At 71.3% G+C, this 20117-nt stretch carries 23 protein-coding genes; 13 read left to right on the top strand and 10 right to left on the bottom strand.

Annotation, left to right across the window (positions count from 1 at the left end):
- The first annotated feature begins 120 nt into the window (after window positions 1-120).
- From BMY19_RS17540 to BMY19_RS17525, 4 genes are all read left to right on the top strand, one after another.
- Window positions 121-582 carry a hypothetical protein gene (locus BMY19_RS17540; protein ID WP_020094218.1) on the top strand — a complete coding sequence of 154 codons (462 nt, stop codon included), beginning with the start codon at window positions 121-123 and terminating at the stop codon, window positions 580-582.
- Window positions 583-584: 2 nt separating this feature from the next.
- A complete protein-coding gene (locus BMY19_RS17535) occupies window positions 585-1259 on the top strand; it encodes a ribonuclease T2 family protein (RefSeq protein WP_100252435.1) in 675 nt (224 codons plus the stop codon).
- 66 nt (window positions 1260-1325) lie between these two features.
- On the top strand, window positions 1326-2174 hold the full coding sequence (gene rlmJ, locus BMY19_RS17530; protein WP_100252434.1) for a 23S rRNA (adenine(2030)-N(6))-methyltransferase RlmJ: 849 nt from the start codon (window positions 1326-1328) through the stop codon (window positions 2172-2174).
- 223 nt (window positions 2175-2397) lie between these two features.
- Window positions 2398-3675, top strand: coding sequence for a porin (locus tag BMY19_RS17525; RefSeq protein ID WP_020094215.1), 1278 nt, complete (start codon window positions 2398-2400; stop codon window positions 3673-3675).
- A gap of 111 nt (window positions 3676-3786) precedes the next feature.
- Here BMY19_RS17525 and BMY19_RS17520 read toward each other — a convergent pair whose 3' ends face one another.
- Entirely contained in the window at window positions 3787-4326 is a 540-nt protein-coding gene (locus tag BMY19_RS17520; RefSeq protein ID WP_100252433.1) for a GNAT family N-acetyltransferase, read from the bottom strand.
- Window positions 4327-4517: 191 nt separating this feature from the next.
- On the opposite strand from BMY19_RS17520, the gene BMY19_RS17515 reads away from it, so the two are divergent.
- Window positions 4518-6011, top strand: a complete 1494-nt coding sequence (locus BMY19_RS17515; protein WP_100252432.1) for a peptidoglycan DD-metalloendopeptidase family protein — start codon at window positions 4518-4520, stop codon at window positions 6009-6011.
- A gap of 140 nt (window positions 6012-6151) precedes the next feature.
- Here BMY19_RS17515 and BMY19_RS17510 read toward each other — a convergent pair whose 3' ends face one another.
- Window positions 6152-6493 carry a YidB family protein gene (locus tag BMY19_RS17510; protein ID WP_020094212.1) on the bottom strand — a complete coding sequence of 114 codons (342 nt, stop codon included), beginning with the start codon at window positions 6491-6493 and terminating at the stop codon, window positions 6152-6154.
- Between the two features lie 106 nt (window positions 6494-6599).
- Here BMY19_RS17510 and BMY19_RS17505 point away from each other — a divergent pair.
- Window positions 6600-7357 (top strand): IS5 family transposase gene (locus BMY19_RS17505; RefSeq protein WP_210186924.1). Its coding sequence is split into 2 segments (ribosomal slippage): window positions 6600-6924 and window positions 6924-7357, totalling 759 coding nucleotides; the frame shifts between segments, so codons are not numbered across the junction.
- Window positions 7358-7796: 439 nt separating this feature from the next.
- On the opposite strand, the gene BMY19_RS17495 is transcribed toward BMY19_RS17505, so the two are convergent.
- Window positions 7797-8189, bottom strand: a complete 393-nt coding sequence (locus tag BMY19_RS17495) for a YidB family protein (protein ID WP_056533926.1) — start codon at window positions 8187-8189, stop codon at window positions 7797-7799.
- 126 nt (window positions 8190-8315) lie between these two features.
- On the opposite strand from BMY19_RS17495, the gene BMY19_RS17490 reads away from it, so the two are divergent.
- The 6 genes from BMY19_RS17490 (at window position 8316) to BMY19_RS17465 (ending at window position 13676) form a co-directional block, all read left to right on the top strand.
- On the top strand, window positions 8316-9197 hold the full coding sequence (locus BMY19_RS17490) for an alpha/beta fold hydrolase (protein WP_100252431.1): 882 nt from the start codon (window positions 8316-8318) through the stop codon (window positions 9195-9197).
- A gap of 131 nt (window positions 9198-9328) precedes the next feature.
- A complete protein-coding gene (yajC, locus tag BMY19_RS17485; RefSeq protein ID WP_020094208.1) occupies window positions 9329-9661 on the top strand; it encodes a preprotein translocase subunit YajC in 333 nt (110 codons plus the stop codon).
- A 56-nt stretch (window positions 9662-9717) separates the two neighbouring features.
- Window positions 9718-11322: a protein translocase subunit SecD gene (gene secD / locus BMY19_RS17480; RefSeq protein ID WP_091927054.1), complete on the top strand. Its 1605-nt coding sequence runs from the start codon at window positions 9718-9720 to the stop codon at window positions 11320-11322.
- 122 nt (window positions 11323-11444) lie between these two features.
- Complete coding sequence (gene secF / locus BMY19_RS17475; RefSeq protein ID WP_012319245.1) at window positions 11445-12386, top strand: protein translocase subunit SecF; 942 nt, start codon at window positions 11445-11447, stop codon at window positions 12384-12386.
- A 13-nt stretch (window positions 12387-12399) separates the two neighbouring features.
- Window positions 12400-12798 (top strand): Mth938-like domain-containing protein, encoded by a 399-nt coding sequence (locus tag BMY19_RS17470; protein ID WP_100252430.1) that lies wholly within the window; start codon window positions 12400-12402, stop codon window positions 12796-12798.
- Window positions 12798-13676, top strand: a complete 879-nt coding sequence (locus BMY19_RS17465) for a phytoene/squalene synthase family protein (RefSeq protein WP_100252429.1) — start codon at window positions 12798-12800, stop codon at window positions 13674-13676. Before BMY19_RS17470 ends, BMY19_RS17465 begins: the two co-directional genes overlap by 1 nt.
- A 104-nt stretch (window positions 13677-13780) precedes the next feature.
- Here the strand turns inward: BMY19_RS17465 and BMY19_RS17460 are convergent, their stop codons facing one another.
- The 5 genes from BMY19_RS17460 to BMY19_RS17440 all read right to left on the bottom strand — a co-directional run bounded on the left by BMY19_RS17460 (window position 13781) and on the right by BMY19_RS17440 (window position 17542).
- Window positions 13781-14428, bottom strand: coding sequence for a protein-L-isoaspartate O-methyltransferase family protein (locus BMY19_RS17460; protein WP_100252428.1), 648 nt, complete (start codon window positions 14426-14428; stop codon window positions 13781-13783).
- Complete coding sequence (gene surE / locus BMY19_RS17455; RefSeq protein ID WP_100252427.1) at window positions 14425-15189, bottom strand: 5'/3'-nucleotidase SurE; 765 nt, start codon at window positions 15187-15189, stop codon at window positions 14425-14427. The genes BMY19_RS17460 and surE overlap by 4 nt, the downstream gene beginning before the upstream one ends.
- On the bottom strand, window positions 15189-16535 hold the full coding sequence (gene serS, locus BMY19_RS17450) for a serine--tRNA ligase (protein ID WP_100252457.1): 1347 nt from the start codon (window positions 16533-16535) through the stop codon (window positions 15189-15191). The genes surE and serS overlap by 1 nt, the downstream gene beginning before the upstream one ends.
- Window positions 16536-16635: 100 nt before the next feature.
- Entirely contained in the window at window positions 16636-17001 is a 366-nt protein-coding gene (locus BMY19_RS17445) for a YybH family protein (RefSeq protein WP_100252426.1), read from the bottom strand.
- 97 nt (window positions 17002-17098) lie between these two features.
- Window positions 17099-17542 (bottom strand): OsmC family protein, encoded by a 444-nt coding sequence (locus tag BMY19_RS17440; RefSeq protein WP_056533937.1) that lies wholly within the window; start codon window positions 17540-17542, stop codon window positions 17099-17101.
- Between the two features lie 167 nt (window positions 17543-17709).
- Here BMY19_RS17440 and BMY19_RS17435 point away from each other — a divergent pair, with 167 nt between their 5' ends.
- Window positions 17710-18585, top strand: coding sequence for an ATP-binding protein (locus tag BMY19_RS17435; protein ID WP_100252425.1), 876 nt, complete (start codon window positions 17710-17712; stop codon window positions 18583-18585).
- Window positions 18586-18742: 157 nt separating this feature from the next.
- Here BMY19_RS17435 and dut read toward each other — a convergent pair whose 3' ends face one another.
- Window positions 18743-19213, bottom strand: a complete 471-nt coding sequence (gene dut, locus BMY19_RS17430; RefSeq protein WP_091927060.1) for a dUTP diphosphatase — start codon at window positions 19211-19213, stop codon at window positions 18743-18745.
- A complete protein-coding gene (locus BMY19_RS17425) occupies window positions 19210-20091 on the bottom strand; it encodes an HpcH/HpaI aldolase/citrate lyase family protein (protein WP_100252424.1) in 882 nt (293 codons plus the stop codon). Before BMY19_RS17425 ends, dut begins: the two co-directional genes overlap by 4 nt.
- Between the last annotated feature and the right edge of the window lie 26 nt (window positions 20092-20117).

The raw sequence follows: 20117 nt of genomic DNA, 5'->3' as shown, positions 1-20117 counted from the left end.
GTAGCGGCCGCGCCGCACAGGCCGGCAAAGCGCCGGCGCGGGACTGCCGGAGCTTGACTGGCGGCGCGGCGAAGCCATCGTTCGCGGATGCAGGATCGCACATCCGTCGAGGCACGCGCCATGCGCCCGGTTCTTCACGGCTTCGCCCTCGGGCTGGCCCTTCTCGCCCTGGCCCAGCCGGCGCTCGCCCGGTCGGCCCGGGAGGACATCGAGCCCGCCGAGGAGCGGATCTTCCCGTTCGACGCGCAGATCCCGGGCTGCCAGGACCCGTCGGTGCTGGAGCGGGTCTCGACCAACTTCGCCGAGAAGGAGGCGAAGTTCTGGAACTCGTCGATGACGATCCTGTCCTTCGACACGATCGAGCGCACCGCGTGGCGGCCCTGGGGCCTCGACACCTATCCGCGCCGGTTCTGCACCGCGACCGTGACCACCTCCGACGGGGTCCGCCGCAAGGTCGACTACTCGGTGCGCGAGAGCCTCGGGATCATCGGCGCGACCTGGGGCGTCGAGTTCTGCATCCACGGTCTCGACCGGGACCTCTCCTACGCCTACGCCACCGCCTGCCGGATGGCGCGTCCCTGACCATGCGCGGGCGCGCCGCCGGCCTCGTGGGCCTGCTCCTCGCCGGGTCGGCCGCCGCCCCGGCCGCCGCCCAGGATTACGGCGGCTTCGCCCGGCGCGGCGCGCCCGGCGACTTCGACTTCTACGTCCTCGCCCTGTCGTGGTCGCCGACCTACTGCGCGGGGCCGGGCGCCCGCCGGGACGACGTCCAGTGCGCCCCCGGGCGCGGCCTGGGCTTCGTCGTCCACGGCCTGTGGCCGCAATACGCGAGCGGCTATCCGCAGAACTGCTCGGCGGTGAACCGCGCGCCGACCCGGCAGGCCATGGAGGTCGCCGGGCAGGTCTACCCGAGCGAGGGCCTCGCGCGGTACGAGTGGCGCAAGCACGGCACCTGCTCGGGCCTCGATCCCGCCGCCTATTTCGCGGCCGCCCGCGCGGCGCGGCTCGCGGTGACGATCCCCGACGGGCTCAAGGGCGGCTCCCCGCCGCAGACCCTCGCGCCGATCGAGATCGCCCGGCAGTTCGTGGCGGCCAATCGCGGCCTGCGCCCCGACATGATGGCGGTCACCTGCACCCGCGGGCAGCTGCAGGAGGTCCGGATCTGCTTCGGCAAGGACCTGCGCGGCTTCACCCCCTGCCCCGAGGTCGCCCGCGGCAATTGCCGGGCGCCCGAGGTGAGCCTCGACGCCGCGCGCTGAGTTTTTTCCGCCTTTCGCACGCCGGCCCCTGGACCCGGCGCCCGGGATCGGCTTCAGCGCGCTGCCATGAACTATCGGCACGCCTTCCACGCCGGCAACCACGCCGACGTCCTCAAGCACCTCGTCCTGGCGCGGGTGCTCGACCACCTGCGCCTCAAGGACAAGCCGTTCCGGGCGCTGGACGCCTTCGCGGGCCTCGGCGTCTACGATCTCGAGGCCGATGAGGCGGCCCGGACCGGAGAGTGGCGGGACGGCTGGGGCCGGATGGCGGCGCCCTTCGCGCCGGAGGTGGAAGCGCTGCTGGAGCCCTACCGGGCCGCGGTGGCGGCGGTGCGCGCTCGACACGGCACCACCGCCTATCCGGGCTCGCCGGCCGTGATCCGCGAGGCGCTCCGCCCCGGCGACAAGGGCGTGTTCGTCGAGCTGCACCCGGCGGACGCCGCGACCCTGCAGGACCGCTACGCCCGCGATCCCCGCACCAAGGTGATGAACCTCGACGGCTGGACCGCGATCAACGCGCAGATCCCGCCGCCGGAGCGGCGCGGCCTCGTACTGATCGACCCGCCCTACGAGGTGCCCGGCGAGATCGAGCGCCTCGGCGCCCATCTCGCCCGCGCGGTGGCGAAATGGCCGACCGGCCTGTTCCTGGCTTGGTACCCGATCAAGGACGTCGCGGCCCTCGACCGGATGGTCCGCGATCTCGGGGCCGCCCTGCCCCGCCCCGCCCTGCGCCTCGACCTGCTGATCGACCGGCCGGACGACTCGACGCGGCTGACCGGCAGCGGCCTGATCGTCGTCAACCCGCCCTGGCGCCTCGCCGATGAGGCGATGCTGTTCCTGCCGGCGCTCGCAGAACGTCTGGCCCGGCAGGACTTCGGAGGGTTTCGCTGCGATCCGATCGGCCCGGCCGCCTGACTCGGTAGAATTGGGGCGCCGCGCGGAAGACCTCCGGGCCTGCGCGGAAGGAAAAGGCCGGGGTTCCGATACAATTGTGGCGGCAAAGTCACATTTCCGCATCGAACGTGATCAGCGATACGGAACTGCCCAAAAAATATGCAACTGCTCTATGTTTGATTTTGTGTCAATCGCCCCGCGATGTCAGCTTGGCCGTCGACGAACCCGAACGAGCTGCGACACCATGCTGAAGCGATCCACCCTGGCCGGCTTGGCCACCGTGCTGCTGTCCTCGACCAGCATCCTCGCGGCCGACCTGTCGGCTCCGGCGCCGGTTCCGGTCGCGCCCCCCGCCGAGCCCTGCAAGGCCACGCTCCTCGGCCCGGCCTACGGCGGCGTGATCAAGGCCAACCCGAATCCGAGCTGCTTCTCGGCCGGACCGCTCGGCGACCTCTACGTGGGCGGCGCCATCACCGGCTACGGCTACACCCAGTCGAACCCGTTCGCGTCGTTCTCGACCCCGGCGGCGCCCAACGACCGCGACCGCGCGGCCCGGTTCGACTTCTCGAACGTGCAGGGCATCATCCAGAAGCCCGAGGGCGCGTTCCAGTTCTACATCCAGGCCGGCGGCTACTCGATCCCGCAGCTCGGCTTCCCCACCCTCAGCACCTTCACCCAGACCGACCTCCTGTTCGGCCCGGTCCCGGTCGCCTATGGCAAGATCCAGATCAACGATGAATGGTCGGTCCAGGGCGGCCGGATGTTCACCATGATCGGCACCGAGCTGCTGTTCACCTACCAGAACCTGAATATCAACCGCGGCCTCCTGTTCGTGCAGGAGAACTTCATCAACCAGGGCGTGCAGGTCAACTACAGCAGCGGGCCGCTCTCGGTGTCGGTCGCCGGCACGGACGGGTTCTTCTCCAACGAGATCTCGTGGTTCACCGGCAACGTCGCCTACAAGCTCGACGACTACAACACGATCGGCGTCAACGGCGGTCTGAACCTCGGCCGGACCAACGCCCTCGACCGCAGCCCGCGCTACCAGTTCGCGACGCCGAACCTCCAGCAGAACAGCGGCATCTTCAACATCAACTACACCTACGCGAACGGCCCGTGGATCATCTCGCCGTACTTCCAGTTCACCAACGTCGAGCGTGACCTGCGCGTCGGGATCGCCAACTCGGCCTCGACCTACGGCGGGGCGCTGCTGGCGGCCTACTCCTTCACCGACAACTTCGCCCTGGCCGGCCGCGTCGAGTACACCGAGCAGACGGGCGTCCGCGGGTCGGGCGGCACCAACCTGCTGGGCTTCGGCGCCGGCAGCAACGCCTTCTCGGTGACCGTCACGCCGACCTTCACCTTCGACCGCTACTTCTTCCGGGTGGAGTACGCCCACGTCGAGCTCGGCGGGATCACCCGCGGCAACCTCGCGGAAGGCACGCTCGGCACCGGCTTCGGCCGCACCGGCAACCGCACCTCGCAGGACCGCTACATGGTCGAGACCGGCATCACCTTCTGATCGGACCGTCCGGTCCGGCTCAGGACGCCTGTCAGCGAGCCCCCGGCCTCAGGCCGGGGGCTTTTTCGTGGCCGCGCGCCATCGGTCCCGGCCCGGCACGCCCTCCCGGAGTTAGGCTCGCCTGAGCAGACGCCGGCCCGGCCGGTGCCCTTCCTCGCCGGTGTCGCGGAAGCCGAGCTTCTCCAGAAGGCCCCAGGAGGCGACGTTGGCGGGGCGGCACTCCGCCACGACGACGCGCGCCGGGAAGCGCCCGCCGAGGAGCCCGAGGATCGCCGACACGGCCTCGTAGGCGTAGCCGCGCCCGCGGGCGGCGCCGCCGACCCAGTACCCGATCTCGATCGTGCCGGCGCCGCGCAGGTGCGTGCCGAAGACGCCGACGAGCGCGCGCCCGGGCGGATCGGGCGCGCCGTCCCGCGTCCAGGCGCCGAGGAAGCAGTCCCGCCCCCGGGCGCAGCTGCGAATCAGGTCCTCGGCATCCTGCAGGGTGAACGGCGTCGGCAGGAAATCCACCGCCGCGGTGATGGCCGGATCGTCGGTGAGCGCGCGGACGTCCGGCGCGTCGGCAGGCCGGAGGGCGGCGATCGCGAGGCGCGCCGTCTCGAGCGCCGGCAGGTCGGCCAGGGTGTCGCGCGCGCCGCGGATGGTAAACATGGATGCGATGTGGGGTGCCGGCCGGTTACGAAAAGGGACGACCCCGCGAGCGGGAATCATCCTCTGGGCCGCGCGAAAACCTTGCACCTACCTTCGCTCCAGGGTCGCAGACCGCCAGAACGGGAACGGTTGCTTAACCTGAATCCGTCTTCATTGGCGCATCAGGTTGCGTCAGGCAAACGGGTGCGTCGATGCGGGTGCGCGGTACGGGTCAGATGTTGCGGACGCTGTCGCGCGTCGCGCTCATCGGCATCATCGGCGGTGCGGCTGCCGCCTGTTCGTCGGACGCGTCGCGTCTGACGAACCCGTTCTCGAACCCGTTCGACTCGGAACCCTCCGCGACCGGCAGCCTGCCGGACGGGAGCCTCAAGTCCGTCCCGCCGGTTCGGACGGGCCGCATCCAGTCGGAGGCGCTCGGCGCCCCCGCCGCCGCGCGGCCGTCCGCCGCCGCGACGCCGGTTCAGACCAACGCCGCCGCCCCCGCGACCCGCGTCGCATCGACCGGCAAGGTCGGCTGGAGCGCCGAGGGTGGCACGCAGATCACCGTGTCGCGCAACGACAGCCTGAACCAGATGTCGACCCGCTTCGGCGTGCCCGCTTCGGCGATCCTGGCCGCCAACGGCCTGAGCAACGCGAACCAGATCACGCCCGGCCGCCAGATCGTGATCCCGGTCTACAACGCCTCCGGGCTGAACCCCGCCGCGTCCCCGATGACCGCCCGGCCGGCCCGGGCCGTCGAGGAGAAGCACGAGGACGCCAAGCAGGTCGAGAACAAGATCGCGACCAAGCGCGAGGAGGCCAAGGAAGCCGCCAAGGAGGCCGCCCAGAAGCTGGCCGAGGCGAAGGCCGCCAAGGAGGCCGCGCAGAAGGCCGCCGCCGCCGAGAAGGAGGCGGAGCGCAAGGAGGCGCTCGCCCGCGACGCCGCTGCCCGCAAGGCCGCCGACGCCAAGACCCGCAAGGATGTTGCCCTGAAGGAGGGCGAGAAGCCGAAGCACGTGCGCCCGGGACAGGTCGCCAAGGCGGACGAGAAGAAGGCCGACGAGAAGAAGGCGGATCCGAAGGCCGAGGCCAAGGCGAAGGCCGAGGCGAAGGCTCAGGAGGCCAAGGCCGAGGCGAAGGCCGCCGCGAAGGCGGAGGCCGCCCAGAAGCTGGCCGAGGCGAAGGCCGCCAAGGAGGCAGCCCAGAAGGCCGCAAAGGAGGCCGCTGCCGCCGAGAAGGTTGAGAAGGTCGCCGCCAAGGAGGCGCCGAAGGCGGCCCCGGTCGCTGCCGCGCCGGCCAAGCCCGAGCCCGCCGCCACCGGCTCGGTGGCCGAAGCGACGGAGAACTTCCGCTGGCCCGCCAAGGGCCGGGTGATCTCCGGCTACGGCACCTCCGGCAACGAGGGCATCAACATCGCCGTGCCGGAGGGTACTCCGGTCAAGGCCGCCGAGGAGGGCACGGTCGCCTATGCCGGCTCCGACGTGAAGGGCTACGGCAAGCTGGTCCTCGTGCGCCACGCCAACGGCTACGTCTCGGCCTACGCCCATAACGGCGAGATCGACGTGAAGCCCGGCGAGAAGGTCAAGCGCGGACAGACCATCGCGAAGTCCGGCGCCTCCGGAAACGTGACCTCGCCGCAGCTGCACTTCGAGATCCGCAAGGGCGGCGCGCCCGTGGATCCGATGTCCCAGCTCGCCAGCAACTGAGACGGACCGCGCGGGGCCGAGGCCGGCCCGCGCGGGACCGAACGAGTCGGTAGGACGCGGCGGCGGTCCCGGACGGGGCCGCCGTTTCGCGTCGTCGTCCGCCGTCAGGCCGCCCCGGCTCGCGACCCGCGCCGGCTGTCCTAAGCCTTCGGCGCCTGCAGCGTCCCCTCGGGGCTGTGACGGTCGACGGTCTCGGGCAGAGCCTGCGCCAGGGTCGGGAACAGCTGGTCCATCGGAACGCCGAGCTTCTCCGCCATCTGGCGCACCTGCTCGTTGTCGAGCACCTTGCGCAGGTCCTCGGCCGTGATCGGCTCGTTCGGGCCGCGGCCGAGCCAGGAATTGACCTGGCTCTCGTAGCCGGAGCGCCGGAGTTGATCGAGCAGCGCGTTCAGTCCGCCGGGCAGCACCTGCTGGATCACGCCCGGCAGTGCCTTCAGCGCGATCTGCCCCAGCGAGCCGCCGAGAGTGTTGAGCAGACTCATGTGGACCCCCGTCGAATGGTCAGTGGCGGGAGTCTAGGTCGCGAACCCATAACGGCTGGCACGGTTGAACCGCGGCGTCGTTAGCCCTCTGAGCAGGAGGGCCTTGATGGCGCGGTTTGATCTGACGGATGCGGAGTGGGCGGTGATCGAGCCGCTGTTGCCGACGGACGTGCGCGGCAAGGAGCGCGTGGATGATCGGCGGGTGCTGAATGGGATCTTCTGGCGGCTGCGCACGGGCGCGCCCTGGGCCGACATCCCGGCGCGCTACGGCCCACATACGACCTGCGGCAACCGTTTTCGGCGCTGGCGCAAGCGTGGCATCTGGGATCGGCTTTTGGATGCGGTGTCAAAGGCTTACGACGGTGACCTGCAGATGATCGACGCGACCAGCGTGCGGGTTCACCAGCATGCCGCCTGCGCCCAAAAAAAGATGGCCGATCCGGTGGCATGGGTCGCTCGCGCGGCGGCCTGACGAGCAAGATCCACGCGCTGGTGGATGCTGACGGCCGTCCGGTGGCGCTCAAGATCACCGCGGGTCAAGCGCACGATGGGCGCGCGGCGGCCGACATGCTGGGCGGTCTGGGCACGGGCCAGATCCTGCTGGGGGATCGAGCCTATGACAGCGACGCGCTTCGCACTCGGATGGCTGAGCAGGGCGCGTGGGCGAATGTGAAGCCGATGCCCAACCGCAAGCGAGTGCCGGCGTTCAGCCCGTTCCTGTACAAGTACCGCAACTTGGTCGAGCGCTTCTTCAGCAAGATCAAGCACTTCCGGGCCGTCGCCACCCGTTACGACAAGGATCCCGACAACTTCCTCGCCAGCGTCAAGCTCGCAGCCGTGCGGGTCTGGCTGCGAGCTTTATGAGTCCGCGACCTAGAATGAGTCCCCTACCTAGAGCAATCTTCGCGAAGCGGGAGAGGCCGGTGGTCCGCGACGCGCCGGTGTGAACCGCAATTTAGTCGACAGCGATCGGCTTTCGGTCCGGAATGCCGGCCGGGACATCGGTCCGCGGTCGGCTCTCATGAGATCCCTGGCGCTGTCATGCGTGCTCGCGGTCGCGTCCGTCTCCGCGGCCCTGCCGGACGCGGAAGCGACGCGTCCGGTGCAGGAGCGCTTTGCTCAAGAGCGCCCTCTAGCGGATGCCGTCTTCGTTCGGCCGCTCTATGGTACGTACCGCCATTGTGGCGGCTCCTGCCTGAAGAGCGGCGAACTGTCGTGGTTCTGCTTCGCCAGGCAGAGCTGCCACCTGAGCTGCGCGACCGCGCCGCCGCAGATGAAGTGCGCCGCCCCGTGAGGTGAGCGATCAGCGGACCTGGGTGCTGAAATTCGGCTGCGGCTTCAGCGTGCCGTTCTCGCTCTGGTCGGCGACCGCCGCGGGCAGGAACTCCGCCAGCACTGTGGGGACCCGCGCCTCCGGAACGCCGAGATCGTACGCGAGGCGCTCGGTCACGCCCTGCGGCAGGCAGGCCGCGATGGCGCTCTCCGGCACCGTCTGCCGCGCGCCCGAGCCGAGCCAGGATGCCACCGCCTCCCTGTGCCCGGTCTCCCGCAGGCGGTCGAGGAAGGCCGGGAGGCCGCCGGGATAGAACTTCGCCAGCGACAGGGCGAGCTTGCCGCTGCCGGTCTCCTCGAGGGCCCGGTCGGCCGCCGCAACCACATCGCCGATCAGGGTCTTCGCACCGTCGAGCAGGCCCATGGTTCTCCACCGTCGCGCTTCTTCGTCGCAGGGTGAAGTCGGGCGCGAACCGGCGACGGCAAGCGCGTGCGGCAATTGCGCGGCGAACCGGCTAGGATCCCGGCGTCGCGAACCCGGGAGCCATCGATGAAGCGCGTGCGGGCCGGCGTCCTGGAGGTCGCCTATCTCGAGTCCGGCCCGGCCGACGGGCCGACGGCGGTGCTGCTCCACGGCTTCCCCTACGACGTCCACGCCTGCGCCGCCGCGGCCGCGCAGCTCGCCGCCGACGGTGTGCGCTGTCTCGTGCCGTACCTGCGCGGCTATGGGCCGACGCGCTTCCTGGATGCCGCCACGCCGCGCTGTGGCGAGCAGGCGGCGCTCGGGGCCGACCTGCTCGCCTTCCTCGACGCCCTCGGCGTCGGGAGCGCCGTGCTCGCCGGCTACGATTGGGGCGGCCGGGCGGCCTGCGTGGTGGCGGCGCTCTGGCCGGACCGGGCTCGGGGCCTCGTCAGCTGCGGCGTCGGCTACAACATCCAGAACATCCCGGCCGCCGGGCGGCCGGCCGCGCCGGAAACCGAGCACCGCCTCTGGTACCAGTACTATCTCCACGGCGAGCGCGGCCGCGCCGGCCTCGCGGAGAACAGGGACGCCTTCTGCCGCCTGCTCTGGCAGCTCTGGTCGCCGACCTGGGCCTTCGACGCGGAGACATTCGCGCGGACCGCCCGCGCCTTCGACAATCCCGACTTCGTCGACGTGGTGGTGCATTCCTACCGCCACCGCTTCGGCCTCGTTTCGAGCGATCCGGCGCTGGTGGCGATCGAGGGGCGGCTGGCGGCCCAGCCGGCGATCGCCGTGCCGTCGATCGTGCTGCTCGGCGCCGATGACGGCGTCGGGCCGCCGCCCGCCACGGATACCGACGCCCGCCGTTTCACCGGCCCGTACCGGCGTGAGATCGTCGCGGGGGTCGGTCACAACTTTCCCCAGGAGGCGCCGGACGCCTTCGCGGCGGCCATCCGCGCCCTGCTGTGAGCGCGCCGACGATGCCCGGCGGTTCGGCGTTGCTTTCGGGAAGCCCCTGGCTATAGTCCGCGCGCTTTTCGACAGGTCTGCGGGCGCCACATCCGGCGGCAGGCCTGCGCGCCATTCGCAGGAGACGCTCGTTGATCACCCCCGCCTTCGCGCAAGGGGCCGGTGCGGCCGCTGGCGGAGCGGAGATCGCCTTTCAGGTGGTCCCGTTCGTCCTGATCTTCGTGATCATGTACTTCCTGATCCTGCGACCGCAGCAGAAGCGGGTCAAGGACCACCAAGCGCTGCTCAAGTCCGTGCGCCGGGACGACACGGTCGTCACCAACGGCGGCCTCGTCGGCCGCGTGACCAAGGCTTCGGACGACCAGGCCGAGATCGAGGTCGAGATCGCCCCGAACGTGCGCGTGCGGGTGGTCCGGTCGATGATCTCCGAGGTCCGCGCCAAGGGCACGGTGAAGGCCGCCTGATTCCCGGTTGAACCGGCCGGCGCCGCGCGCCGGCCCAAAAGAGAAAAAGACGGCCGATGCTGCGCTTCTCCCGTGCGAAGATCATCGCGACACTGGGCCTGATCCTGGTGGGGCTGATGCTCGCCGTGCCGAGCTTCTTCTCGCCCGAGCAGCGCAAGAGCTTCGTCGCCAGCCTGCCCCCCTGGTTCCCCAGCTGGGTGGTTCCGACGCGCGCGATCGTGCTCGGCCTCGACCTGCAGGGCGGCTCGCAGCTGCTGCTCGAGGTGGACCAGAACGAGCTGATCGCCTCGCAGGCGAAGGCCCTGCGCGACGACGTGCGCCGCGTGCTCCAGCAGGAGAACGTCCGCGCCGACGGCGGCATCGGCCTGCTGCCGCGCGGCGTGCAGGTGAAGATCGACGACTCCGCCGCCCGGGCCAAGGTCCTGCCGAAGCTCCAGGAGCTGTCGCAGCCGATCACCACCTCGATCGGCCAGACGGCGGCCCGCACCCTGGACATCGCCGAGCAGCCGGGCGGGGTGATCCGCCTGACTCTCACCGATGCCGGCATCACCGACCGCACCCGCCGGGCCGTGAGCCAGGGCATCGAGGTCATCCGGCGCCGCCTCGACTCGACCGGAACCACCGAGCCTTCGATCCAGCAGCAGGGCGCGGACCGGATCCTGATCCAGGTGCCCGGCGAGCAGAACCCGGAGCGGCTCGAGAAGCTGCTCGGCTCCACCGCCAAGCTCGAGTTCCGCATGCTCGCCGACAGCCCCTCGGGCGACGTCGACATGCTGCCCTCCAAGGACGAGAAGGGCGCCAAGGTCCCGGTGGAGCGCCGGGTCATGGCCGACGGCGGCGAGCTGACCGACGCGCAGCCGTCCTTCGACCAGCAGTCCCACGAGCCGATGGTGAGCTTCAAGTTCAACCTGCGCGGCGCGCAGCGCTTCGGACAGGCGACCTCGGAGAATATCGGCCGGCGCATGGCGATCGTGCTCGACAACGAGGTCGTGTCGGCCCCGGTGATCCGCTCGGCGATCACCGGCGGCTCGGGTCAGATCACCGGCAACTTCACCGTGCAGCAGGCCAACGATCTGGCGGTCCTGCTGCGCGCCGGCGCGCTGCCCGCGAAGTTCACCGTGGTCGAGCGCCGCGTCGTCGGCCCGGGCCTCGGCCGCGACTCCATCGAGGCCGGCAAGCTCGCGACCCTGGTGGCGGCGGCCCTCGTCGTGACCTTCATGTTCGCGACCTACGGGACCTTTGGCTTCATCGCCAACATCGCCCTCATCGTCCACGTCGGGCTGATCCTCGGCCTGATGTCGGTGCTGGAGGCGACCATGACGCTCCCGGGCATCGCCGGCATCGTGCTCACCATCGGCACCGCGGTGGATTCGAACGTGCTGATCTACGAGCGCATGCGCGAGGAGCAGCGGGCCGGCCGCTCGCTGATCTCGGCGCTGCAGGCGGGCTTCGACCGGGCCTTCGCCACCATCATCGACTCGAACTCGACCATGGCGATCGCCGCCCTGATCCTGTTCTTCCTCGGCTCGGGCCCGGTGAAGGGCTTCGCCGTGGTCTTCATCCTCGGCATCCTCACCACGGTCATCACCGCGGTGACGCTGACCCGGATGATGATCGCGGTGTGGTACAATACGTTCCGGCCGAAGACCCTGCCGTTCTGATTAGTCTGGGAGGCCATCGAAGGAGCGCGGGCGGCGCGACGTGACCCCCCTGTCCCGCACGGGAGAGGGGACCCGCGCCTCGACCGTCCTCCATCGCGATGTCCGCGAATAGAGAACCGACCATGCGCCTGCTCCGCCTCTGGCCCGATGAATCGCATTTCGACTTCATGCGATTCCGGCGCTTCACCTTCCCGCTCTCGGCGGTGCTGTCGCTCGCGACCGTGGCGCTGTTCCTGACGATCGGCCTGAATTTCGGCATCGACTTCAAGGGCGGCACCCTGGTGGAGCTGCAGGCGAAGTCCGGCACCGCGGACGTGGCGTCGATCCGGCACACGGCCGCGGGCTTCGGCTTCGGCGAGCCGGAGGTGCAGGAGCTCGGCAACCAGGGCACCGTGCTGGTCCGCCTGCCGCTCCAGCCCGGCGAGCAGGGCCAGACCGCGGTGATGAACAAGGCGCACGCTGCCTTCGACAAGGATTACGATTTCCGCCGCACCGAGACCGTCGGTCCGCGCGTCTCCGGCGAGCTCGTCCAGTCCGGCACGCTCGGCGTCGTGCTCTCCGTCGTGGCGGTGCTGCTCTACCTCTGGTTCCGGTTCGAGCGGGAGCTGGCGCTCGGCGCCATCGTGGGCACCCTCCACGACATCGTTCTGACCGTCGGCGTGTTCATCATCAGCCGGATCGAGTTCAACATGACCTCGATCGCCGCGATCCTGACGATCGTCGGTTACTCGCTGAACGAGACCGTGGTGGTGTTCGACCGGACCCGCGAGCTCATGCGCCGCTACAAGACCATTCCGACCGTCGACCTGCTCAACCTGTCGATCAACTCGACCATGTCGCGCACGGTGATGACGTCGATCTCGTCCGCGCTGTCGCTGCTGGCGCTGGTGCTGTTCGGCGGCGAGGCGATCAAGGGCTTCGCGGTGGTGATGCTCTGCGGCGTCCTGATCTGCACCTACTCGGCGATCTTCGTCTCGACGCCGGTGTTGATCTATCTGGGCCTGATGCTCTCGGGCGCCCGCGCGGCCTCGGAGCGGTCCGGCGTCCCGCAACCGGCGGAGTAATCCCTTTTCCCAGATGGCCGATCAGCCAAGTCCGAAGAACTTCGACTCCGGCTTCGTGCCGGGGCGGCACATCATCGACACCTACGGCAACGGCGGCTTCCGCTTCGCCGGGATGTCGCATCGCGGCTCGATCCTGCTGCTGCCCTCGGGAGTCCGCGCCTGGGAGGTGACGGAGCCGCGGGCCATCGACCGCACGGCCCTGCGCCCGGTCCAGGCCGAGGCCGACGGCATCGAGCTGCTGCTCGTCGGGACCGGCCTCGACATCGCGGCGATCGATCCCGCGCTCCGGGGCTGGCTGAAGGATCTCGGCGTCGGCCTCGACGTGATGCAGACCGGGGCCGCGGCGCGGACCTACAACATCCTGGTGGCCGAGAACCGCAAGGTCGCCGCCGCGCTGATCGCGGTGGCCTGATGCCGGAGGTCGACGGCCAGACCGCCGAGACCGGGCTCGCCTTCGCGCAGTCCCACTGCGAGGGCCTCGTGCGGGCCGGCGACCCGGACCGCTACTACGCGACCCTGTTCGCCCCGGCCGCCGCCCGCCCGCACCTCTTCGCCCTCTACGCCTTCTCGTTGACCATCGCGCGGGTGCGCGAGGCCGTCTCGAACCCGATGGCCGGCGAGATCCGCCTGCAATGGTGGCGCGACGCCCTGCAGGGCGAGGCGCGCGGCGACGTGCGCGCCAACCCGGTGGCGGCCGCCCTGGAGGAGGCGATCCGGGCGAACCGCCTCGGGCGCCAGCCCTTCGTCGACCTGATCGACGCCCGCGTCTTCGACCTCTACGAGGATCCGATGCCCCGGGTGAACGACCTCGAGGGCTATTGCGGCGAGACCGCCTCGGCGCTGTTCCGGCTGGCGAGCCTCGTGATCGGCAACGGCACCGAACCGGGCGGCGCGGGCGCGGCCGGGCATGCCGGCGTGGCGTACGGCATCACCGGGCTCCTGCGCGCCCTGCCCTGGCACGCCCGCGCGGGGCAGGTCTACCTACCGGCCGACATCCTCGGCCGCTACGGCGTCACCCGCGAGGATATCGTGACGGGCCGCGGCGGTCCGGGCCTGCGCCGGGCCTGCGCCGACCTGCGCGCCCTCGCCCGGCAGCACCTGAAGGCCTTCGAGGCGGCCCGCCCGACCATCGCGCCCTCGGCGGGCGCCGCCTTCCTGCCCACGGCCCTGGTGGAGCCCTACCTCGCCGCCATGGAGCGGGCCTCCTACGACCCGCTCAACACGCCCGTCGAGCTGCCGCGCTGGCGCCGGCTGTGGCGCCTGTGGTGGGCGGCGCGGCGCGTCGGATAGCGGCGGCGTCTTTGCGAGCGGGGCGAAGCAATCCAGCGGCGCCACGCCTGCGGAGGGCGCGCGGCCACGGGTCGCTTCGCTGCGCCCGCGATGACGGAGGGTTGTCAGAGTACCTGCGCCAGTCCCGGCACCAGGGCTGACAGGCGCACCGGCGCGCCGAGCTCCGGCTCGGCCTCCGGCGTCGCCAGCACCGCCACCCGGCAGCCGCCGTCGCCGCGCAGGCCCGTCACCAGCCGTCCGCCCGGTTCTAGGGCCGCGCGCCAGTGCGATGGGATCGCGGGAACGCTGCCGTGGACGAGGATCCGGTCGAAGCCGCCGTCCGGCAGGTCCGGGCCCAGCCCGTCCGCCCGGACGACATGCACCTCGGACAGGGCCGCGAGCCGCCGCGTCGCCGCCCCGGCCAGCGATGTGTAGCGCTCCAGGCTGAGCACCGCCCCGGCGCCCAGCTGGGCGAGCAGCGCGGTCACGTAGCCCGAGCCGGTGCCGATCTCCAGGACGCGCTGGCCGGGCTCGAGCCGCAGCTGCGCCAGCATCAGCGCCACCGTAGACGGCGCCGTCATCGAGGCGCCGCACGACAGCGGCAGCGCGATGTCGCGCCGCGCGTGCTCCCGATGCGGCGGCGGCGCGAAGGTGTCCCGCGGGACCTGCTCCATGGCCCGCAGCACCCCGGTGTCCCGCAGGCCGCGACCCCGGAGCGCCATCACGAAGGCCGCGTTGCCGGCAGCCTCCTCCAGGCTGCCCAGATCGATCACTCGGCGAAGGCCTGCGCGAAGCGCGTCAGCGTCGGCTCGTCGGTGAGGTCGAGGCGCAGGGGCGTCACCGAGATCCGCTTCTCGGCGATGGCCTTGAGATCCGAGCCGTGGCCCGGCTCGAACCGGGCCTTGGCGAAGGCCAGCCAGAAATACGGGTTGCCGCGCCCGTCGACACGCGCGTCGATCGACAGCAGCGCCTGGTTGCGGAAGCCCTGCGCCGCCACCGCGACGCCTTGCACGTCGGCCGGTTCGCAGTCCGGGAAGTTCACGTTGATCAGGATGCCGGGTTCGATCCCGGTCTCCAGGATCTTGCGGACGACCTTCGCGCCGTGCGTCCGGGCGCAGTCCCACTTGAGCGCGCCGCGCCCGCCGGCGCCGTAGGCCTGGCTCATGGCGATGGAGCGGATGCCGAGGATCGTCCCCTCCATGGCGGCCGCGATCGTGCCCGAATAGGTCACGTCCTCGGCGACGTTCTGGCCGCGGTTGACCCCCGACAGGACGAGGTCCGGCCCGTGATCGCCCAGGATGTGGCGCACGCCCAGGATCACGCAGTCCGACGGCGTGCCCTTCACGGCGAAGCGCTGCTCCGAGACCTGCCGCAGACGCAGCGGATCGTTGAGCGAGAGCGAGTGCGACACGCCGGACTGGTCGCTCTCCGGTGCCACGACCCAGACGTCGTCCGAGATCTCCCGGGCGATTTCCTCCAGGGTACTGAGCCCCGGCGCGTGGATGCCGTCGTCGTTGGTGACCAGGATGCGCATCAGCGGGTGCCCTCGATCCGGTTGAGCCCGCCCATGTAGGGGTGGAGCACCGACGGGATGGTGATGCTCCCGTCCGGGTTCTGGTAGTTCTCCATCACGGCGATGAGCGCGCGGCCGACCGCGACGCCCGAGCCGTTGAGCGTGTGGACATAGGCCGGCTTGCCGTCCTTGCCCCGGTAGCGGGCGTTCATCCGCCGCGCCTGGAAGTCGCCGCAGACCGAGCAGGACGAGATCTCGCGGTGGGTGCGCTGGCCCGGCACCCAGACCTCGATGTCGTAGGTCTTCTGGCTGGCGAAGCCCATGTCGCCGGTGCAGAGCGTCATCACCCGGTAGGGCAGATCCAGCTTCTTCAGGACCGCCTCGGCGCTGGTCAGCATCCGCTCGTGCTCGTTGGCGGATTCCTCCGGCGTCGTGATCGAGACCAGCTCAACCTTGCTGAACTGGTGCTGGCGCAGCATGCCGCGGGTGTCGCGCCCCGCCGCCCCGGCCTCGGCCCGGAAGCAGGGCGTCAGGGCGGTGAAGCGCAGGGGGAGCTCCTCCTCGCGCAGGATCGCCTCGCGCACGAGGTTCGTCAGCGGCACCTCGGCGGTGGGGACGAGCCAGAAATGCTCGTCGCTGACCGGCGCCGAGTCCGTGCCCGCCTGGCCCTGCAGCGACTTTATGTAATCGAGGCCCTTGAAGACCGAGAACTGATCGTCCTCGAACTTCGGCAATTGCGCGGTGCCGAACATGGCGGCGTCGCGCACCAGCACCGGCGGCGCCACCTCCAGGTAGCCGTGCTCCTGCGTGTGCAGGTCGAGCATGAACTGGCCGAGCGCCCGCTCCAGCCGCGCGAGCTGGCCCTTCAGCACTACGAAGCGCGAGCCGGACAGCTTGGCCGCCGCCTCGAAATCCATCAGGCCTGCGGCCTCGCCGAGCTCGAAATGCTCCTTGCCCTCGGTCAGCCGCTCGCGGGTCGCGGCGTGGCTGCGATAGAGGACGTTGCCGTGCTCGTCCGCGCCCTCCGGCACGTCGGACTTCGGCCGGTTCGGGATCGCGGCGAGGCGGTCTGCCAGGGTCTTGTCGGCCGCGTCCTGCGCCGCCTTCAGCTGCGGCTCGGCGCCCTTCAGGGCCGCGACCTCGGCCATCAGGGCGGCGGCGCGCTCCTCGTCCTTGGCCTTCTTGGCGCCGCCGATCTCCTTGGCCAGCGCGTTGCGCCGCTCTTGGTTGGCCTGCGCGGCCGAGACCGACGATTTCCGCGCCTCGTCGAGGGCGATCAGCTCGGCCGAGAGCGGCGCGAGGCCCCGGCGCTGGAGGTCACGGTCGAAGGCGTCCGGGTTCTCCCGGATGGCGCGGATGTCGTGCATCGAGTCGGCTCGGGTCTTCTGCGCGGCGTCGAGCGCGCGGGTCCCGCTTTGCCGCATCGCGTCCGGTGGGACAAGCGCGCGGGAGCGTCCGAGCCGGCCGTCAGCCCTTCGGCGGCGCGAGCTTCAGCTGGTCGATCGCCCAGAGCCACGTGCCGTCCGCCTGCTCGCGGGCGACCTCCACCGAGAATGCGCCGTTGGGCAGCCGCGCGAAGGTCATGGCCAGCGCGCCGTTGCGCAGCGGCGGCGGCGTTTCCGGCGCCGGGAAGTCGGATTTGCGCGCCAGCAGGTCGGCGTAGAAGGTCCGGATCTCGGCGTGGCCCGTGGCGACGATGCGACCCGCCGCCAGCACAGCGTCGGGCTCGTAGAGGGCGACGAGGCCCTCGACGTCGCCGGCATTGGCGCGCTGATTGAACAGGGCGGCGAGCGCCTCGGGGGCGCGGGCGGGCTCTCGCGTCTGGTCCGTCATGGCGTCTCCTCACTCCAGGCATTGCGGCCATTGCGGCCATCGCGGCCGTTCGGTGCTGCGGCAATGCGCCGGGCGACCGATCTTTCCCCGACGCGCGTCATTTCAGGCGCGTGCCGTGGCGGTCGGCCACCGACACGGCGACCGGAATCCCGGCCTTCACGCTCTCCGAGACGGTGCAGAACCGCTCGAACTGCTCCAGCACCCGATCGATCCGCGGCATGTCGGCGGCGGCGGCGCCGAGCTGGATGTGGACGCCGATCCCAGTGACGCGCAGCCGCCCTTCGGCGTTGCGCTCCACCCGGCAGGACGCCTCGGCCGCGACGCCGCGCGCGTCCTGGCGGAACTTGCCCAGAGCGAAGACGAGGCTGGCGCAGAGGCAGTTCGCGACGCCGGAGATCAGGAGCTGCTCGGGGAACGGCCCGGTCCCGCCGCCGATCGGGGGCGCCTCGTCGGTGCGCAGCGCCGGCAGGGCCGCGCTGAAATCGACCGTGAAGACGTAATCCGCGACCTGGGTGATCCGGATCGTCGGTTCCGCTTCCATCGATACTCCCCGGAGGACGTTTCGGCGCGACCGGCCGGGTATACCAACGCTCGATCCCGGTTCGCGTTCGGGAGGACCGCGCCATGCGTCCGGACACGGATGATTTCCCCAGTTCTTCCCCGTAGAACCGGCCGCCTGACCGACCCGCACGCGAACCCCCCGATCCGATGACGAGCCCCGCCACCCTCGACACCCTGATGCCGCTCCTGGAGCGCATCGCCACCGCGCTGGAGCGGACCGCGCCCGCCGTCCCGCCAGCCTTCGACCCGAGCGCTGCCGACGCGTTCCTGTGGGGGCCCGAGCGCCGGCTGACCCCGGTGCCGCAGGTGGCCCGGGTGGAGATGGGCCTGCTCACCGGCATCGACCGGGCGCGCGACACCCTGGTGGAGAACACCGAGCGCTTCGCCGGCGGCCTGCCGGCCAACAACGCCCTGCTGTGGGGCGCCCGCGGCATGGGCAAGTCCTCGCTGGTCAAGGCGGCCCACGCCGAGATCAACGCCCGCCGGCCCGCCGGCAGCCTGCCGATGAAGCTCGTCGAGATCCACCGCGAGGACATCGAGGCGCTGCCCGACCTGATGGCCCTGCTGCGGCCGGACCCGCACCGCTGGCTCGTCTACTGCGACGACCTCTCCTTCGACGCCGACGACACCTCGTACAAGTCGCTCAAGACGGCGCTCGACGGCGGCATCGAGGGGCGGCCGGGGAACGTGCTGTTCTACGCCACATCGAACCGCCGCCACCTGCTCGCCCGCGACATGGTGGAGAACGAGCGCTCGACCGCCATCAACCCCGGCGAGGCGGTGGAGGAGAAGGTCTCGCTCTCGGACCGGTTCGGCCTCTGGCTCGGTTTCCACAAGTGCAGCCAGGACGAGTACCTGGCGATGATCCGCGCCTACGCCGACCGCTACGGCCTCGCCGTGGCGCCGGACCAGCTGCGCGCCGACTCCCTGGAATGGGCCACCACCCGCGGCTCGCGCTCGGGCCGGACCGCGTTCCAGTTCATCCAGGACCTGGCCGGGCGGCTCGGCAAGACGCTGGACTGAGGGGCGGCGCCGAGCTCTCGTCGTCATCCGCGCCCTGGCTGATGGCGTCGGCCCCGCCGTCTTTGCGAGCGGAGCGAAGCAATCCAGGCAGCGCCACGCCTGGCAATGTCGCGCTGCCCTGGGTCGCTTCGCTCCGCTCGTGATGACGGAGGGCGCGCTAGCGCCCGCTCGACCCGAACCCGCCCGCGCCCCGCTCCGAGCCGGGGCCGGGCGCGCCCTCCAGCACAGTCAGCGCCGGCCGCGTGATCCGCGTGAAGACGAGCTGCGCGATCCGCTCGCCCGGCTCGATCCGCACGGGCTCGGATGCGTCGCGATTCCAGGCGGAGACCAGCAGCGGACCCTCGTAATCCGCGTCGATCACGCCGGTGCCGTTGCCGAGCACCAGACCGTCCCGGTGTCCGCGGCCCGAGCGCGGGAAGATCAGCCCGCACCAGGCGGGATCGCGGATCAGCACGCTGAACCCCGCCGGGATCAGGACCGCCTTCCCCCGAGGCTGTAGGTCCAGGGGCGCGTCGAGGCAGGCGTGCAGGTCGAGGCCGGCCGCGGCCGACGAACCCCAGCGCGGGAAGCCCCAGCCCGGCAGGCGCGGGTCGAGCAGCCGCAGCCCGACCTCCGGCAGGTCGCTCACGCGGTCATCCGCGCGATCGCCTCGGCCATGGCGAGCGTCCGCCGGGCGGCCTCGACGTGGAGGCGCTCGACCATCTTGCCGTCTACCGCGATGACCCCGCGCTCGCGGTTCTCCGGCGCGTCGAACACGTCCATCAGCCGGCGGGCCTGCGCGATCTCCTCGGCATCCGGCCCGAAGGCGGCGTTGGCCGGGCCGATCTGGCTCGGGTGGATCAGCATCTTGCCGTCGAAGCCGAGGTCGCGGCCCTGCGCGCACTCGGCCTCGAACCCGGTCGCGTCCTTGAGGTCGGTGAACACGCCGTCGATCGCCTCGATCTCGTAGGCCCGGGCGGCGGCCAGGACGTTCATCAGCCAGGGCAGCAGGGCGGCCCGCCCCGGCGGCCGGATCCGCGACGCCTTCAGCAAGTCGTTCGGGCCGATCACCAGGGCGCCGAGCCGGCCGTCCACGTCCCGGGCCGCGCCCGCGATCTCGGCGGCGTTCACCACCGCCATCGGCGTCTCGATCATCGCCCAGACCCGCGTCGCCAGGGGCGCGCCGAGGCGGCGCAGGCGGGAGCCCACGGCGATCAGCGCGTCGGAGGTCCGGACCTTCGGCACTAGGATCGCGTCCGGGGCGGCCGGCGCGAGCGCCACGAGGTCGGCCTCGCCGTCCTCGGTCTCCGGCGGGTTGATGCGGACCACGACCTCGCGCGGGCCGAAGCCCCGCGCGGCGACCGCGGTGGCGACCTGGGCGCGGGCCGCCGCCTTCGCGGCGGGGGCGGTGCCGTCCTCGAGGTCGATCAGGATCACGTCGGCGGGGAGCGACCGCGCCTTCTCCAGCGCTCGGGCGTTGGAGCCCGGCATCGCCAGCACGCTGCGACGGGGACGGATCTCGCTCATCACGCTTCTCCCGGGCCGGCGGCGCC

This window comes from Methylobacterium sp. UNC300MFChir4.1 (assembly GCF_900110155.1).
In the GTDB taxonomy this organism is placed as follows: domain Bacteria; phylum Pseudomonadota; class Alphaproteobacteria; order Rhizobiales; family Beijerinckiaceae; genus Methylobacterium.
This window is presented reverse-complemented; position numbering and strand designations above follow the sequence as displayed.

Coding starts and splice junctions, on each gene's coding strand:
- BMY19_RS17540 (WP_020094218.1), top strand. CDS start 121: ATGCGCCCGGTTCTTCACGGCTTCGCCCTCGGGCTGGCCCTTCTCGCC.
- BMY19_RS17535 (WP_100252435.1), top strand. CDS start 585: ATGCGCGGGCGCGCCGCCGGCCTCGTGGGCCTGCTCCTCGCCGGGTCG.
- rlmJ (WP_100252434.1), top strand. CDS start 1,326: ATGAACTATCGGCACGCCTTCCACGCCGGCAACCACGCCGACGTCCTC.
- BMY19_RS17525 (WP_020094215.1), top strand. CDS start 2,398: ATGCTGAAGCGATCCACCCTGGCCGGCTTGGCCACCGTGCTGCTGTCC.
- BMY19_RS17520 (WP_100252433.1), bottom strand. CDS start 4,326: ATGTTTACCATCCGCGGCGCGCGCGACACCCTGGCCGACCTGCCGGCG.
- BMY19_RS17515 (WP_100252432.1), top strand. CDS start 4,518: ATGCGGGTGCGCGGTACGGGTCAGATGTTGCGGACGCTGTCGCGCGTC.
- BMY19_RS17510 (WP_020094212.1), bottom strand. CDS start 6,493: ATGAGTCTGCTCAACACTCTCGGCGGCTCGCTGGGGCAGATCGCGCTG.
- BMY19_RS17495 (WP_056533926.1), bottom strand. CDS start 8,189: ATGGGCCTGCTCGACGGTGCGAAGACCCTGATCGGCGATGTGGTTGCG.
- BMY19_RS17490 (WP_100252431.1), top strand. CDS start 8,316: ATGAAGCGCGTGCGGGCCGGCGTCCTGGAGGTCGCCTATCTCGAGTCC.
- secD (WP_091927054.1), top strand. CDS start 9,718: ATGCTGCGCTTCTCCCGTGCGAAGATCATCGCGACACTGGGCCTGATC.
- secF (WP_012319245.1), top strand. CDS start 11,445: ATGCGCCTGCTCCGCCTCTGGCCCGATGAATCGCATTTCGACTTCATG.
- BMY19_RS17470 (WP_100252430.1), top strand. CDS start 12,400: ATGGCCGATCAGCCAAGTCCGAAGAACTTCGACTCCGGCTTCGTGCCG.
- BMY19_RS17465 (WP_100252429.1), top strand. CDS start 12,798: ATGCCGGAGGTCGACGGCCAGACCGCCGAGACCGGGCTCGCCTTCGCG.
- surE (WP_100252427.1), bottom strand. CDS start 15,189: ATGCGCATCCTGGTCACCAACGACGACGGCATCCACGCGCCGGGGCTC.
- serS (WP_100252457.1), bottom strand. CDS start 16,535: ATGCACGACATCCGCGCCATCCGGGAGAACCCGGACGCCTTCGACCGT.
- BMY19_RS17445 (WP_100252426.1), bottom strand. CDS start 17,001: ATGACGGACCAGACGCGAGAGCCCGCCCGCGCCCCCGAGGCGCTCGCC.
- BMY19_RS17440 (WP_056533937.1), bottom strand. CDS start 17,542: ATGGAAGCGGAACCGACGATCCGGATCACCCAGGTCGCGGATTACGTC.
- BMY19_RS17435 (WP_100252425.1), top strand. CDS start 17,710: ATGACGAGCCCCGCCACCCTCGACACCCTGATGCCGCTCCTGGAGCGC.
- BMY19_RS17425 (WP_100252424.1), bottom strand. CDS start 20,091: ATGAGCGAGATCCGTCCCCGTCGCAGCGTGCTGGCGATGCCGGGCTCC.